Source organism: Microbacterium sp. Y355, from assembly GCF_059445345.1.
In genome coordinates this window covers 3289489-3305520 of record NZ_JCAIUD010000001.1, presented here as the reverse complement: position 1 = coordinate 3305520, position 16032 = coordinate 3289489, and the positions used below count along the sequence as shown (strand labels likewise).

Here is a 16032-nt window from a genome sequence, read left to right as displayed (position 1 = left end):
ACGGCGACCATCTCAGCGCCCGTTCTCCCGATCTTCGCGCTCGAGCACGGTCACCGCACCTGTCGCAGGTGATGCGGACTCGGCGCCCTCGAGCCGGATGGCACCGGTGGACAGGGATGCGCCCACTTCGGCTTCGGCGATCTCGATGACCGATTCCTCGGCCTGTTCGCGCAGCATCTCGGCGGCGTTCTTCGTCGACAGCGGCTTGTTCTTGATGAAGGCGATCGCGATGATACCCATTACGGCGAGCGGGATCGCGATGATGAAGGCTTCTGCGATGCCGTGTCCGTAGGCGGACTCAACGATCGTACGGATCGCCTCGGGCAACTCCGACATCTTCGGAACATCACCCGATCCGAGAGTCTGCAGAGCGCTGATCTCATCCGGAGTCGCCGGCGTGAAGCCCTTCAGCCCATCAGCGATGTGCGACGCGACACTGGTCGAGAGTATGGAACCCATGATCGTGACGCCGATGGTGCCGGCGATCGTGCGGAAGAAGTTGACGTTCGACGATGCGGCCCCCAACTGCGACGGGGGCGTGTCGTTCTGGACGATCAGCGTGAGGTTCTGCATCACCATGCCGAGACCGGCACCGAGGACGAACATGTAGACGGCCACGAGGGGGAACGGTGTGTCATAGCGCAGCGTCGCCATAAGCGTGACGCCGATGGTTGCGAGCACGGAGCCCGTGACCATCCACCCCTTCCACTTGCCGAACCGGCTCACCAGCTGGCCGATGATGATCGACGCGCCCATCTGACCGATGATCATGGGGATCGTCATGAGGCCGGATTCCGTAGGCGTGGCGCCGCGAGCGAGCTGGAAGTACTGCGCGAGGAAGACGGAGGTGGCGAACATCGAGACGCCGATGGCGATCGAGGCGATGACCGACAGCGTGAAGGTGCGGTTACGGAACAGCGACATCGGAACGATCGGTTCCTTCACGAAGAACTCGACCGCGATGAACCCGAGGATGGCAAGCACTGCGATGGCTCCGAGCGCCCAGCTCGTGGTCGAATCCCAGTCGAACTGGCTGCCGCCCATCGAGACCCAGATCAGCAGGGTCGAGACGCCGACGGCGAGCAGGACGATACCGAAGTAGTCGATCGAGATCTTGGTCCCGCGCTGCGGCTTGGGCAGGTGCAGTGTGAACTGCAGGAGCACCAGTGCGACGAGGGCGAAGGGAACGCCGACGAAGAAGTTGGCGCGCCACCCCAGCGTGTCGGTAATGAGTCCACCCAGAAGCGGACCGCCGATCGTGCCGAGAGCCATGATGCCGCCGACGACACCCATGTACTTGCCGCGTTCCCGAGGCGAGATGATGAGGGCGACGGAGATCATGACGAGCGACATCAGGCCGCCGACGCCGATGCCCTGGATGACACGAACCGCGATGAGCATGTTCGTGTCGGTCGAGAAGCCGGCGATGACCGTTCCGGCCGTGAAGAGGATGAGCGAGAGCTGGACGAGGATCTTGCGGTCGACGAGGTCGGCCAGCTTCCCCCAGATCGGCGTGGAGACCGCGGTTGCCAAGAGGCTCGCGGTGATGACCCAGGTGTACTGGGACTGAGTGCCGCCGAGGTCGGCGATGATGACGGGCAACGACGTCGAGACGATGGTGCCCGAGAGCACGGCAACGAACATGCCGACGACGAGGCCGGAGATCGCGGTGAATACCTCGCGCGCCGAGCGTGCAGCCTCGGGTGGGGCGGAAGTGGTGGAAGTCAAGGTGGGAGTGCTCCTGGAATTAGAAAGTTGATCTGGACCAACTATAAACCTTTAGTTGCGTAAGGTCAACTGTAGCTCTAGGTCAACTACTCGAGGTGGGGACGCGGCATGAGCACAGGAATACCGGCGTAAAGTAGATCCTCTTGAATACTCGAGCCGCCTCGGCTCGTTGACGGAGGTTCCGTGGCCGGAAATGCGACCACCCGCTTCGACAATGTCTCACTGTTGTCGGTTGCAAGTACCCTGCCTGGTCAGGTGACGACATCCCACGACATCGAGACTCGTCTCGCGACCGCGCTCACGCGGCTCAAGCTTCCTCACCGGCTCCTCCAGCGCGTCGCCGGAGTGCTCGAACGCCGCAACTGGGGCCCAGGCGAATCGGCCGACGACGCCACGGTATCGGCAGGCAAGCGCGCTCTCGCGGAGGCCGGAGTCGATCCCTCTGACGTCGGGCTCCTCATCAACACCTCCGTCACCCGCAAGCACCTCGAACCGTCTGTGGCTGTGCGCCTGCATCACGGACTCGGCCTGCCCAGCTCCGCCATCAATTTCGACGTCGCAAACGCCTGCCTCGGCTTCGTGAGCGGTATGAACCTTGCAGCCACCATGATCGAGTCCGGCCAGATCAGGTACGCGATCATCGTCAACGGCGAGGATGCAGACGACATCCAGACCAACACCATCGACCGGCTACTGAAGGACGCGTCCGATCGTGACGAGTTCATGCGCGAGTTCGCGTCGCTCACGCTCGGCTCCGGTTCTGCTGCGGCCGTCCTCGGACGTGCCGACGAGCACCCAAACGGCCATCGGATCCTCGGCGGAGTCACCCGCGCCGCGACGCAGTTCCACGAACTGTGCGTCGGCAGCGTCGACGGCATGTTCACGGATGCGAAGGGGCTCCTGAAGGGCGGCCTCGATCTCGTCGTCGCCGCCTGGAAAGAGGCGTCCTCAGAATGGAACTGGTCCTCGATGGATCGGTACATCACCCACCAGGTCTCATCCGTACACACGAACGCCATCATTAAGGCGGCGAAACTCGACCGCAGTCGTGTTCCGACGACATTCCCCAGGCTCGGCAATGTCGGCCCCGCATCCATTCCCATCACGCTCGTCGAGGAACAGGCGACGCTCTCCAAGGGTGATCGCGTACTCCTCATGGGCGTGGGCTCCGGTATCAACACCGCGATGATGGAGCTCACGTGGTGACAGAGAGGGTTTCCCTCCCTCCGCTCGGCCTGCCCGGCCTCGATCACCGTTTCAGCTGCGTCGCCGACGTTCCAGGACGCGGTATCGACGAGGGCATCCGCCGCGAATGGCACTACCTCGATACGGGTGAAGAGCTCGCCCGCCTCGACGTGCCCGTCGTGGGGACGATCCTCGCCGTGCACGGCAACCCGACATGGTCGTACCTCTGGCGAAACCTACTCGCCGCGTCGGTACAGGCGGCCTCGGCAGGGTCGCCTGCGTGGCGCATCATCGCTGTCGACCAGCTGGACATGGGGTATTCCGAGCGCACCGGCGTGCACCGGCCGCTCCAACAGCGCGTCACTGACCTCGCCGCGTTCACCCAGGCGTTGGACCTCACCGGCCCCATCCTGACCCTCGGTCACGACTGGGGCGGCGTCGTCTCGCTCGGCTGGGCGATCGATCACCAGACCGAGCTCGCCGGCATCATGCTGTTGAACACGGCTGTCCACCACCCCGAGGGCACGCCCATTCCCTCACCGCTACGACTGGCCGGCGCCCGCGGCATGCTCGCGGCATCGACCGTGCGCACCACCGCATTCCTCGAGACGACGCTTGCTCTCGCCTCGCCTGCTCTCGAAGATTCGGTGAAGGATGCGTATCGGGCGCCGTATCGCTCCGCTGCTCGACGTCAGGGAATCGGCGGCTTCGTCGCTGACATCCCGGTGGATGCTCGACACGAGAGCTTCCGCGAACTGGAGCGAATCGCGGCGGGCGTGGCAAAGCTCGAAGTTCCGGCGCTCATGCTGTGGGGTCCCCGCGACCCGATCTTCAGCGATCGCTACCTCAACGATCTGATTGACAGGCTCCCCCAGGCCGATGTACACCGCTTCGAAGGAGCAGGCCACCTCCTCGCTGAGGACCGGCCGTACGCCGACGCGGTGCTCACGTGGCTCGGGGACAACGCCGATCGACTCACCGGCGCAACGCCCGTCACGCGCGACGAGAACGGGCCGACATCTGACGAAGAACCGCAGCCCTTCGTACCGCTCTGGCACGGCCTCGACGAACGCCGCGACGACGATACGATCGCCGTCATCGACATGTCGACGCGCGGAGATCAGGGACCGCGGCGCGTGAGCTGGCGCCAGCTCGACGACCGAGTGCGCCGGATCGCGGCCGGGCTCTCCGAGATCGGCGTACGAAAAGGCGACCGAGTCTCGCTGCTCGTCCAGCCGGGACCGACGCTGACGGCGGTGATCTATGCCTGCCTGCGGATCGGCGCAGTCGTGGTCGTCGCGGATGCCGGGCTCGGAGTGAAGGGGCTGACCCGCGCAGTCCGCGGATCGTGGCCCGACTTCGTCATCGGGGAGATGCCGGGCCTCATCGCCGCACGTGCTCTCGGCTGGCCCGGAGTGCGCATCTCCGCCGTGCGTCTTGCGAAGGTCACCTCCGCTGCTCTCGGCGTCTCCTACACTCTCGGCGACATCGTCGCGCTGGGCGCCGATGCATCCGTTCCTGCGGAACCTGGTCCGAACGACGAGGCGGCGATCCTCTTCACCTCCGGGTCCACCGGCCCCGCCAAGGGCGTCGTGTACCGACACAGCCAGCTCTCTGCACTGCGAGATGTGCTCTCCGCTCACTTCGAGGTGACCGCAGACTCAGGGCTGGTGACCGGATTCGCGCCCTTCGCACTGCTCGGTCCTGCGCTCGGAACCCGCTCCGTGACGCCGGATATGGACGTCTCCTCCCCCCGCACCCTCACGGCGAAAGCCGTTGCCGCAGCCGTGCGCGAGTCGAAATCGAGCATCGTCTTCCTCTCCCCTGCCGCAATCCTCAACGTCGTCGCGACCGCTGATGAGCTGACTCAGGATGACCGCGATGAGCTCGCAGGCGTTCGCACGTTCTTGTCCACTGGTGCACCGATTAGCGCCGAGCTGCTCGCCTCAGCTGGCGCGCTCATGCCGAACGCGACTCCTCACACCCCCTACGGCATGACCGAGTGCCTGCTCGTGACGGACATCACACTCGACGGGATCCGTGACGCTGCGCGCGCGCCTGACACCGGCGTCTGCGTCGGTGCACCGATCGGTGAAAACCGCGTCCTCATCAGCGCGCTCGATGTGGATGGTCAGGTAACAGGTGAACCGAGCACCAGGCCAGGCGTCCTCGGCGAGATCGTGGTGTCCGCACCGCATCTGAAGGATCACTACGACCGGCTGTGGCTAACCGATCGCGCAGCCAATCGAGAGACAAGTCTCGGACCGGATACTGCGCACGAGCGCTGGCATCGGACCGGCGACGTCGGCCATCTCGACAGTCTCGGTCGCGTGTGGGTCGAGGGACGATTGCCGCACATCATCGTCACCGCTGACGGTCCCGTCGCCCCGGTCGGAGCAGAACAGGATGTCGAGCGGGTTTCCGCCGTACGCAGGGCCGCCGTCGTCGGCATTGGACCGTACGGACTGCGCCGCGCCGTCGCCGTCGTGGAAACGGTCGCCCCTACCGGCCGAGCACGGCTCGCGACTCCGGAGCTGACCGCAGCGGTGCGCGACAGCACGAACCTTCCACTCGTCGCCGTGCTCGCCGTGCCCCGTCTTCCCACCGACATCCGCCACAACTCCAAGATCGACAGGTCGCGACTGTCGGAATGGGCAGAGCGCATCCTCGCCGGCGGAAAGCCGACCGCGCCATGATCGTGCTCGTCACCGGAGCCTCCGGATTCCTCGGCGGGGCGGTCGCTGCCGAACTCGTCGCCGCCGGTCACGAAGTGCGCACGCTACAGCGACGGCCCTCCACCGTGGACGGCGCCATCGATTTCCTCGGCTCGATTACAGACCCACTTCTCATCGCCCGCGCGGTCGAAGGCGCCGACGGCGTCGTGCATCTCGCAGCGAAGGTGTCTCTCGCCGGCGACGCCAGCGCCTTCCACACGGTGAATGTGGAGGGAACGCGGTCGCTGCTCGACGCAGCAGAGCAGGCCCGAATTTCGCGTTTCGTCTACGTGTCATCTCCGTCGGTCGCGTATGCGGGCTCGTCGCTCGCCGGAGTCGGAGCGGAACCCGCATCGCCGGAGCGTGCGCGCGGAGAGTATGCACGTACGAAGGCAGCGGCCGAGCTGTTGGCACTCGCGCGCGATTCCGCAACAATGAGCGTTGTCGCCGTTCGTCCTCACCTCGTCTGGGGCCCTGGCGACACCCAGCTGATCGAACGGATCGTCGACCGCGCTCGACGAGGACGCCTGCCTCTGCTCAACAGTGGCACCGCCCTGATCGACACGACCTACATCGACAACGCCGCCTCCGGCATCGCCGCAGCTCTCCACCGCGCGGACGTCGCACACGGCCGTGCTTTCGTCCTCACAAACGGTGAGCCGCGTCCGGTGGGTGACCTGCTGGCAAGCATCTGCCTTGCCGCGGGCGTACGCCCCCCTCGATGGAGCATCCCCGCGGGGCTCGGTCGCGCCGCAGGCACAGTGATCGAACGGGTATGGGCCGTGCGACCCGGAACGGATGAGCCGCCCATGACGCATTTTCTCGCCGAACAGCTCTCCACGGCGCACTGGTTCGACCAGCGGGACACCCGCGAGGCGTTCGACTGGGCGCCGTCGGTCTCGCTCGACGAAGGACTCCGACGTCTCGCCGCCAGTTATTCGGCGTGAAGGCGCAGTAGCGAGCCCACCTCAGACCGCCACGACCTCCAGCACCAGCGCCGATGCGGGCGCCAGAAGCGGCGTGCGCAGCCCGATCCCCGTCAGCAGCGACCCTGGCAGCACGACGCCGCCGTCCGCCACCCAGGGCACGGTCTTCGGGTCGAGATACGTCTTCGTCGTCAGCGCTGACACGACCGAAACGCGGTAGGTCAGCGCGGAGTCAAGGCCCGGCAAGCGCAGGGCCGGGGGCACCGCCCACGCACCCGTGGTCTCGCGTGTCAGTCGGAACAGTGCGTGCCGCTTGTCATGCGCCACGGCACCGGTCAGCAACTGCCCCCCGTCCTCGGTCGCATCGTGCACGAGTTCGCCGGTGTGCATGAGTTCACGCAGCCGCTTGTACTCGAGAATCCACGCGGCAAGCTCGGTCCGCTCGTCGTCCGTGAAGCGGGTGATGTCGGTCTCGATGCCCGCGGACGCGAACAGGGTCGTCGCCATCCGGAAACGCAGGTCGGTCACGCGATGCGTCGTGTGCGCGGTGCTGGGCCCGACATGACTGCCGATCAGCTCTGGCGGCAGCAGCAGCTCGGTCCAGCGCTGGATGCGCGAACGCTCGATCGGGTCATTCGTATCGGATGCCCATACCCGGTCGGTGTGCGCGAGGATGCCGAGATCGACGCGGCCGCCACCCGAAGAGCACGATTCGATCTCCACGGAGGGGTGCCGCCGGCGCAGCTCACCGAGCAGCGCATACACCGCGCGGGTCTGCGCATCCACGCCGGCACGCCCCGCATGCGCGGCCTCGAGCAAATCGCGGTTGTGATCCCACTTCAGGTACTCGATCGGGTACTCGTCCAGGATCGCGCTCAAACGATCCAGCAGATACGCAGCAACCTCGGGCCGCGCCACGTCGAGCACGTGCTGATTGCGCCACGACCGCGTCTCGCGCTCCGGCGCCCTCAGCAGCCAGTCCGGATGCTCGCGTGCAAGTTCCGAATCGAGGTTGATCATCTCCGGCTCGACCCACAAGCCGAACCCCATACCGAGCGCGCGCACGTGATCGACGATGGGATGCAAACCCTCCGCCCACACTGCTGGGTCGACGATCCAATCGCCGAGGCCGGCGTCATCCCGTCGACGCCCGAGGAACCAGCCGTCATCGAGCACGAAACGCTCCACACCGACGGATGCCGCGGCATCCGCCAACGCGGTCAGCGGAGCCAGCGTGTGATCGAAGTACACGGCCTCCCAGGTGTTCAGCACCACAGGACGCGGAGAGGAGGGATGCGCCGGGCGCGCGCGCAGCGACCTGTGCATCCGCGACGACAGACCATCGAGGCCCGCATCACTCCACGCGAACCATGCCGTCGGTGACGCGAATGCCTCACCGGGCGCGAGCACGATCTCATCGGGACGCAGCAGCTCGCCCGCACCCAGCGCATTGCGACCTTCTGGCAGGCGGTCGGTGCGGTAGACGGCATCGCCGCTCCATGCGAGGTGCACTGCCCAGACCTCCCCTGTTCGGTCGCCGAAGCCCGGTGTGCCAGCGACAGCGAGCGTCGAGGCGTCGTGCCCCGTGCGCCCACGACGCGACTCACGCACCTGACTGCCCATCACGATCGGGCGGCGCTGCGGCGAGCGCTCTCGCGTCCACCGCCCAGTGAAGTCGAGCAGCTCGCTCGCACGCTCGGCAACGGGCAGCACTGCATCCAACCCCGCGACCGAGACCGAGCCGCTGCCCTCGTTCACGACGCGATGATCGACATGCAGCACACCGTCGGCGTCAAACCGCAGCACGCTCTCCAGCTTCAGCCCTTCGGCCGCCGCGACGATCGAGAAGCCGCGCTCGTCGGAATCAATCCGCTCGACGCTCCAGTCCGGCAGCAGCGGCGCCCCCGCGATCGCACCGGACAGGCCGGGGCGTCCCTGCCAGCCGTCTCGCTCGGTCGGCAGAATTGTGAACGGCCACGCCTCGTCAAGCGCGCTCGCGGGAATCTGGCGCACATTCGCAGCATCAAGAGCGGCCAAGGCATCGTCCGACGCCTCGCCGATGTCAGCGCCCCAGTGGAGCACCTCCGGCAGGCCGGCGTCGCGGAAGGCGACGACGAGCGCCGCACCGGCGGCGTGAAAGCGTCGAACATCGGACATGGCGGAGCCTCCGTCTAGATGGAGATTCCAGAGTCCCGCGCGCATCCACGGTTTGTCAAATCATGAAACAAAGAATTATGCGAGCATCCCTCGAATGGCGATTCCGGCACCTGCACGCGCCCACTCCGAGAAGTCTCCGGTGCGGACATCGAGGTCGACCTCCACCGCTTCCCTGTCGAGGCGGTCGGCGAGCGCCGCACGCATCGCGTCTCCGCCGAGCTCATGCACGGCGATGCCATCACCGGTGAGTACGACCTTCTGCGGATCCACGAGATTGACGACCGTGGCGATGAGCACACCCAGCGCCCGGCCGGCATCTGCAAAGACCGCACGCGCGATGGGATCACCCTCACGTGCTGCCTCGACGACCCGCGAGTAGTCCGCTCCCGCCTGGCGATACGCCCCAACGATCGCGTCGTTCACGAGCATGCTGGACGCGCAGCCTCGGTGCCCGAGGTCACAGTGCGGGCCAGCCTCATCCACGATCGTGTGACTCACCTGACCCGACCGTGCGTGCGCACCCTCGACGACATTTCCACCCACGACGAGACCGCAGCCGATACCCATTCCCACCGTAATGAGCGCCATGTCGTCAATGCCAGCACCCGCACCGAACCAGTGCTCGGTCGCGGTGAGCGCCTGCACGTCGTTCTCCACTGAGCATGGCATCCCTGTCGCTGCGACGACCATGGCACCCAGCGGCACATCCTCCCACTCGAGGAACGCTGACTGTTCCACCCGCGCACCGTCAGCGCGCCGGCTGACGCGCCCGGCGAGCGTGATACCGATGGCGACGAGGTCTGGCCATTGCACCGTGAACTCCCGGCATACGTCAGCGATCTGGCTGACGACGTCTGCGGGCTCGCGCGAGAGAAGCGCATGATCGACGGAGGCCACGATGGTGGCGGAAAGGTCCGTGACGACGGCGTAAAGGCGATCGCCGGTGAGCTTGACGCCGAGGAAATGGCGCGCATCCGCGCGCAGCGACAGGAGTTCCGATGGCCGACCGGTCTGCGCCATCAGCCGCGTCTCACCCTCAGCGAGGAAGCCCCCGTCGACGAGTTGCCTGGTGATGCGCGTGAGGCTCGCCCGCGACAGATGCAGGCGCCGCGCGATCTCCGCGCGAGGAAGCTCACCGTGAATGAGCACCTCGAGGAGCGCGGCGCGCACGGCCGGAGACATCTCATCCATGTTCGCTACTTTATTAGACACGTTTGTCACCTAATTAAACATAGTGGCTTGCGCCGAGGCACAGAGGATTGAAAGGATCTCATCACACCCACGATCGAGGATCTGACATGACACCCCGCCCTGCAGCAGACATTGTCTGGCACGCTCCGCGCATCTCCCTCACTTTCGCAGCTCCCATCGATGGGCCGGTGAGCGTCCTCTCGCTGCGCCCCTCCGGCTCCCCCGCGCCCACACCTGTCCTGCCCGAGGGCCACGGCGAACAACCACTCGTCGAGATCTCCGCGTTCGGCCACGGGCGCTTCCCCGGAAGTTTCCGCCATGTCGACACGGTCATCGGACGCGATCTGCGTCTCGTGTCGCACAACGAGTCAGAAATGAATGGATGCCACGAGCTGCGCATCGTTCAAGAAAGCATCATGCAGGAAGACGGCTCGCGCGGCATCCGCGTGACGAGCATATTCCAGGCACACGCCTCGGCCGCAGCAGTGCGCACCTGGACTGAAGTCACGACGGATGCTGGGCTCGTACTCGACGCCGTCTCGAGCTTCGCGACCGGATCGTTCCTCGCTGATGCGGAGGCATCGTCGGTCGATGCGATCGTGCTCACCCACGCCGACAACGACTGGATCGCCGAGAATCGTTGGAAGACCGAGCCGCTGCGCGCGGCCGGCCTCATCGATGTCGGACGCCACCTGCACCACCACCAGCCCCCACGCACGCGCATCGCGCTCGGCAACCGCGGGTCGTGGTCGAGCGGAGAGAAGGTTCCGACTGCGGCTCTGGCGGCATCCGATGGCGGCTATGCCCTCGCCTGGCAGATTGAGCACAACGGTCCGTGGCTGGCAGAGCTCGGCGAGAACGGCCGCGGCGCCTATGTGCTGCTCAGCGGCCCCACCGACCAGGAGCACCAGTGGAACGTGCGGTTGCACCCTGGAGAGACATTTCGATCCGCGCCGGTTTCCGTTGCCGTCGCCGTCGGCGATGCGACCGACGCACTGCGCGCGCTCACTGATCAACGCCGCGCCATTCGCCTTCCGCGCCCGGCCGATGATGCGCTGCCGGTCGTCTTCAACGACTACATGAACACGCTGATGGGCGACCCTACGACCGAAAAGCTGCTCCCGTTGATCGATGCGGCGGCAGAGGCCGGGGCCGACTATTTCTGCATCGACGCCGGCTGGTACGCGGATGGGCACTGGTGGGACGGTGTCGGAGCGTGGGAGCCCTCAGTCGTGCGCTTCCCCGGTGGCATCACCGAGGTGACCGACTACATCCGCTCGCGCGGCATGACGCCAGGGCTGTGGCTGGAGCCCGAAGTCATCGGTGTGCGCTCCCCGCTCGCCGAGACGCTGCCAAACGAGGCATTCTTCCAACGCCAGGGGGTGCGCATTGCCGAGCACGGCCGGCACCTGCTGGATCTGCGCCACCTGGCCGCTCGCGCGCACCTCGACGCCGTCGTTGACCGTCTCGTCGATGAATACGGCATCGGCTTCATCAAGATGGACGAGAACACGATGACGGGGCCGGGCACTGATCTCGACGGTCTCGCTCCCGGACACGGCCTGTTCGAGCACGCCCGCGCGCTGCTCAGCTGGATCGACGGCGTGCAATCGCGGCATCCGGCGCTCATCATCGAGAACTGCTCATCCGGCGCGATGCGCATGGACTACGCGCTGCTGTCACGCCTGCACATGCAGTCGACCTCCGATCAACAGGATCCCGTCGCATACGCCTCCATCGCCGCCGCCGCACCCGCGGCGATCCTGCCGGAGCAGGCCGGAAACTGGGCGTATCCGCAGGCGGGCATGACCGATGAGGAGCGCACGTTCGCGCTGGTCAACGGCGTGCTCGGCCGCATGTACCTTTCCGGCTATCTCAACCGCATGTCTCCCGTCGAGGTCGCCGCCGTGCGCGCGGCCGTCACTGCGCACAAGAGAGTGCTCGCCGACATCCGCGACAGGCACCCAGAGTGGCCCCTAGGCCTGCCCGCATGGGACGACGACTGGGTATCGCTGGGTCTCGGCACCGGTGATCACGCGTATCTGTCGGTATGGCGACGTGCCGGGTCCCAGACGGCGCGCCTGCACCTGCCGTGGGCGCAGGGTCGAGAGCTGTCGGTGGCGGCGTTCTTCCCCGCCGACGTCGGCGGGTGGACGTGGGCATGGGATGCCGCATCCGCCGTCCTCACGGTCACGGCATCAGGCGACGAGCCGAGCGCCCGAGTACTGGACGTGCGCGTCGCCTCAGCGCGCTGCCGCTGAGATGCGAGAGGGCGGGTGGCGCGCCGTGCGGCACACCACCCGCTCGGAAGACGTGCTCAGGCGACTGCCGGCGCTGTCTTCGTGCCTTCCCGCTCAGCGCCTTCCCATTGGCCGGTGAAGTGGTTGAAGCACACCGAGTTGTCCAGGGTGGCGCGATCCGGTGTCTTCTCCCCACTCACGACCTTGCCGATCCGCTCGGGGTCGGGGGCTGCCATCGCGAGCAGACGCGTGTAGTCGTGATGGGGGTCGAGGATGACGGCATCCGCTGGCCCCCGTTCGACGATGCGCCCCTTATAGAGGACGAGGATCTCGTCGGAGAAGTGGCGCGCGGTGGCGAGGTCGTGCGTGATGTAGAGGACGGCCAGGTCGTCCTCACGCTGCAGCCGACCGAGCAGGTTGAGCACTCCGAGCCGAATGGAAACGTCCAACATCGACACCGGCTCATCGGCGAGCACGACCTGCGCACCCGGCGCGAGCGCACGGGCGATCGCCACACGCTGACGCTGACCGCCGGAAAGCTCATGCGGACGCCGCTGCGCGAACGACTCGTCGAGATTCACGCGCTTGAGCATCTCGATGACCTTCTCGTAGGTCTCATCTGCTCCGCGGGTGCGCTTGTGAAGCTGCAGCGGGCGACTGATGTGGTGCTCGATCGAATGGAACGGGTTGAGTGAAGCGAACGGGTCCTGGAACACCATCTGCACGTGGCGCCGGTAGTCACGCCGTGCGACGGGTCTGCCATCTGCCTGCGTGACCCCGATCGTCCCGGACGTCGGCGTCTCGAGCTTGGAGAGGATGCGAGCGATGGTCGACTTGCCCGACCCCGACTCCCCCACCAGCGCCACCGTGCGTCCGGGCACGAGGTCGAAGGAAACCCCGTCGACCGCGCGGAATCGCTGGCGGCGCACGCCCTTGCGGATGCTGAACTCCTTGACCAGGTCAGTGACCTTCACACTCGTCATGCGCGCGCCTCCTCTGTGTCGGTGCCGGCGTCAGTTCCGGTGTCGGTCTCGGTGTCGATCCCGGTGCGGATGAACGATCCGCGTGATCCGCTGAGGCTCGGGAATGAGGCGAGCAGTTTGCGGGTGTATTCGTGTTGCGGGTTTCGATACATCTCGTCCGCACCGCTCAGCTCGATGATCTCGCCGCGCAGCATGACGGCGATGCGATCGCTGATCTCCAGCAGCAGCGGCAGATCGTGGGTGATGAAGATCACGGCGAAGCCGAGCTCATCTCGCAGGCGAACGATCTCGCGCAATATGTCGCGCTGCACGACGACATCGAGCGCCGTGGTCGGCTCGTCCATGATCATGACCTGCGGCTCGAGGATCATGGCCATCGCGATCATCACGCGCTGGCGCATGCCGCCGGACAGTTCGTGCGGATACGACGTGAGCCGCGATGGATCGACGCCCACGCGACGCATCACGTCGGCTGCCCGGTCTCGGCGCTCGCGCTTCGACATCTTCGGGCGGTGCTCCTGCAAGACATCCTCGAGCTGGGCGCGGATGCTGGTCACAGGGTTGAGCGCATTCATTGCGCCCTGGAACACCATCGACAGCTCCGACCAGCGGAACGCCCGCAGCCTCTCGTCGTCGAGCGCGAGCAGATCGATGTCAACACCAGCGCGATCGTGGAAGACGATGCTGCCGTTCGCGATGCGTGCTGGCGGCTTGTGCAGTCGGTTCACCGCGTATGCGAGGGTCGTCTTGCCACATCCCGACTCGCCGGCGAGGCCCAGGATCTCACCCGCCGCAAGTTGGAACGAGGCATTCTTGACCGCGGTGACTGGCTCCTCAACTTCGTAGACGACGGTGAGATCCTCGATCGTGAGAACAGGCCGACGGGCCTCGGTGACAGCGTTCATCGGCTGCGCTCCTTCCTGAGCTGCTCGCGGCGTGCACGGCGAGTCCGGCGCGCATGCTGGCGTACGTGCTTGAGCTTGGGGTTGATGATCTCGTCGATCGAGAAGTTCACGAGCGACAGGCCCATGCCGAACAGCGCAATGAGCAAGCCTGGTGGCACAAACCACCACCATGCACCCAGGGGCAGCGCGAATCCGTTCTGCGCGTAGAAAAGCATTGTTCCGAGCGTGGACGAATTGGATGCGCCGAGGCCGATGAACGACAGCCCTGCCTCGCCGAGGATCGCGGCGATGACAGCGAAGACGAACTGTGAGGCGAGCACGGGCAGCAGGTTCGGGAGGATCTCCACGACGATGACGCGCCATGCCCTCTCCCCTGCAACGCGGGAGGCGGCGACGTAGTCACGGTTACGGATCGAGAGCGTCTGTGCGCGAAGGACGCGGGCAGAGCCGGCCCAGCTCGTGATCGCCAGGACGACCGCAATAGTCCAAAGCCCTCGCGCCTCGGCCGGAACGAAGCCCGAGATGACGATGACCAGCGGCAGGCCAGGAATCACCAAGAACACGTTCGACAGGAGCGAGAACGCCTCATCGGCGAAACCGCCGATGTATGCGCCGAAGATTCCGAAGAACGCCGACAGCACGGTGGCAAGCACGCCGACGATGAGGCCGATCTCAAGTGAGCCGCGCGTGGCGTATGCGAGCTGCGCCAGCACGTCTTGGCCCGTCTGAGTCGTTCCGAGCAGGTGTTCGGCCGATGGTCCGGTGAGGCCGATGTTGCGGATGGTCGCCGGATCACCGACGAGATAAGGGCCGATGAGGCCGAACGCGACGATGCTGCCGATGAGCACAAGCCCGAACGCAAGCCATGGCGTCATCGTCGGGAGCATCTGGCGAAGTGCCGAACGTGATCGCTGGGATCGATTCGACCTCTCACGCGCCGCACGTGTGACGATCGTCTCGGTCGCGTCGGCGAGCTGAGGTTCAGTGGTGGGGACGATATTGGTCATGCGATCAGCTCCTTGTCCGCGTGCGGGGATCGATGAGGCCGTAGAACAGGTCGACGATCAGGTTCGCTCCGAGCACTGCGAGCGTGATGAACAGGAAGAGTCCCTGCATGAGCGCGTAGTCGTTGTTCGTCACCGCCGAGAGCAACTTGGAGCCGATGCCGGGGTACGAGAACACCTGCTCGGTGATGACGGAGCCGCCGACGACGAAGCCGAGTGAGATCGCGAACCCCGCGATGGATGGCAGCACCGCGTTGCGGGCCGCGTAGTGGCGCAGGATGCGGCCGTTGGAGAGGCCCTTCGCCTGGGCAGTGAGAATGTAATCCTCTGAGAGCGTGGAGACCATCATGTTTCGCATCCCCAGCAGCCATCCGCCGAGCGACGCGATCACGATAGTGAGCGCCGGTAGGAAGCCGTAGTAGATCGCCGAGCCGATGAACTCCCAGCTCCAGCCGGGGTCAAGGATGACGTTGTACCCACCCTGCGACGGAAACAGTCCGAGCCCGGTGGACAGGAAGTACACCAGGATGAGCGCGAGCCAGAAGTAAGGCACGGCCGCCAGCAGCGTCGTGGCCGGCACGAGCGAGTCCACCCAGGTTCCCGGCTTCCAGCCGACAAAGGCACCGAGGGAGATGCCGATGATAAACGCCAGCACTGTCGAGATGCCGATCAGCATGATCGTCCATGGCAGAGAGACGGCGATCACCTCGGTGACGGGCGCCGGGAAGTAGGTGACGGATACTCCGAGGTCACCTTTGAAGACGTTCACCAAGTAGCTGACGTATTGAACGATCAGCGGCTCGGACGAGTCGCCGCCGAGGAGGAGTTCGTATGCGCGCCTGGTCTCGGCCGAGACCTGTCCGCCTCGCTGCTGGAGCTTGGCGAGCAGAATATCGACCGGATTGCCCGGCAGTAGGCGTGGGATCAGGAAGTTGAGCGTCAGTGCCGCCCATAGGGCAACAACGTAGAAGCCCAGCTTTCGTATGTAGTAGTTCACCG

11 protein-coding genes are annotated in these 16032 nt (G+C 65.8%); 4 read left to right on the top strand and 7 right to left on the bottom strand.

Annotation, left to right across the window (positions count from 1 at the left end):
• Positions 1 to 12: 12 nt before the first annotated feature.
• The gene (locus tag AC1C2O_RS15870) at positions 13 to 1728 is read right to left on the bottom strand and encodes an MDR family MFS transporter (RefSeq protein ID WP_495431405.1); all 1716 of its coding nucleotides are present in this window, start codon (positions 1726 to 1728) and stop codon (positions 13 to 15) included.
• A 183-nt stretch (positions 1729 to 1911) separates the two neighbouring features.
• Here AC1C2O_RS15870 and AC1C2O_RS15865 point away from each other — a divergent pair, with 183 nt between their 5' ends.
• The 3 genes from AC1C2O_RS15865 to AC1C2O_RS15855 are packed head-to-tail and all read left to right on the top strand — an operon-like array spanning position 1912 to position 6574.
• Positions 1912 to 2934, top strand: coding sequence for a 3-oxoacyl-ACP synthase III (locus tag AC1C2O_RS15865; protein ID WP_495431404.1), 1023 nt, complete (start codon positions 1912 to 1914; stop codon positions 2932 to 2934).
• Entirely contained in the window at positions 2928 to 5609 is a 2682-nt protein-coding gene (locus AC1C2O_RS15860) for an alpha/beta fold hydrolase (protein WP_495431403.1), read from the top strand. The genes AC1C2O_RS15865 and AC1C2O_RS15860 overlap by 7 nt, the downstream gene beginning before the upstream one ends.
• Positions 5606 to 6574, top strand: coding sequence for an NAD-dependent epimerase/dehydratase family protein (locus AC1C2O_RS15855; RefSeq protein WP_495431402.1), 969 nt, complete (start codon positions 5606 to 5608; stop codon positions 6572 to 6574). The genes AC1C2O_RS15860 and AC1C2O_RS15855 overlap by 4 nt, the downstream gene beginning before the upstream one ends.
• Positions 6575 to 6595: 21 nt before the next feature.
• Here AC1C2O_RS15855 and AC1C2O_RS15850 read toward each other — a convergent pair whose 3' ends face one another.
• Together AC1C2O_RS15850 and AC1C2O_RS15845 are read right to left on the bottom strand one after the other, a co-directional pair.
• A complete protein-coding gene (locus AC1C2O_RS15850; protein ID WP_495431401.1) occupies positions 6596 to 8710 on the bottom strand; it encodes an alpha-galactosidase in 2115 nt (704 codons plus the stop codon).
• Between the two features lie 75 nt (positions 8711 to 8785).
• On the bottom strand, positions 8786 to 9901 hold the full coding sequence (locus AC1C2O_RS15845; protein WP_495431400.1) for an ROK family protein: 1116 nt from the start codon (positions 9899 to 9901) through the stop codon (positions 8786 to 8788).
• A gap of 107 nt (positions 9902 to 10008) precedes the next feature.
• On the opposite strand from AC1C2O_RS15845, the gene AC1C2O_RS15840 reads away from it, so the two are divergent.
• Positions 10009 to 12162 carry a glycoside hydrolase family 36 protein gene (locus AC1C2O_RS15840; protein ID WP_495431399.1) on the top strand — a complete coding sequence of 718 codons (2154 nt, stop codon included), beginning with the start codon at positions 10009 to 10011 and terminating at the stop codon, positions 12160 to 12162.
• A gap of 56 nt (positions 12163 to 12218) precedes the next feature.
• Here AC1C2O_RS15840 and AC1C2O_RS15835 read toward each other — a convergent pair whose 3' ends face one another.
• The 4 genes from AC1C2O_RS15835 to AC1C2O_RS15820 are packed head-to-tail and all read right to left on the bottom strand — an operon-like array spanning position 12219 to position 16030.
• Positions 12219 to 13124, bottom strand: a complete 906-nt coding sequence (locus tag AC1C2O_RS15835; RefSeq protein ID WP_495431398.1) for an ABC transporter ATP-binding protein — start codon at positions 13122 to 13124, stop codon at positions 12219 to 12221.
• Entirely contained in the window at positions 13121 to 14029 is a 909-nt protein-coding gene (locus tag AC1C2O_RS15830; protein ID WP_495431397.1) for an ABC transporter ATP-binding protein, read from the bottom strand. The genes AC1C2O_RS15835 and AC1C2O_RS15830 overlap by 4 nt, the downstream gene beginning before the upstream one ends.
• The gene (locus tag AC1C2O_RS15825; RefSeq protein WP_495431396.1) at positions 14026 to 15036 is read right to left on the bottom strand and encodes an ABC transporter permease; all 1011 of its coding nucleotides are present in this window, start codon (positions 15034 to 15036) and stop codon (positions 14026 to 14028) included. Before AC1C2O_RS15825 ends, AC1C2O_RS15830 begins: the two co-directional genes overlap by 4 nt.
• A gap of 4 nt (positions 15037 to 15040) precedes the next feature.
• The gene (locus tag AC1C2O_RS15820; protein ID WP_495431395.1) at positions 15041 to 16030 is read right to left on the bottom strand and encodes an ABC transporter permease; all 990 of its coding nucleotides are present in this window, start codon (positions 16028 to 16030) and stop codon (positions 15041 to 15043) included.
• Positions 16031 to 16032: the final 2 nt, after the last annotated feature.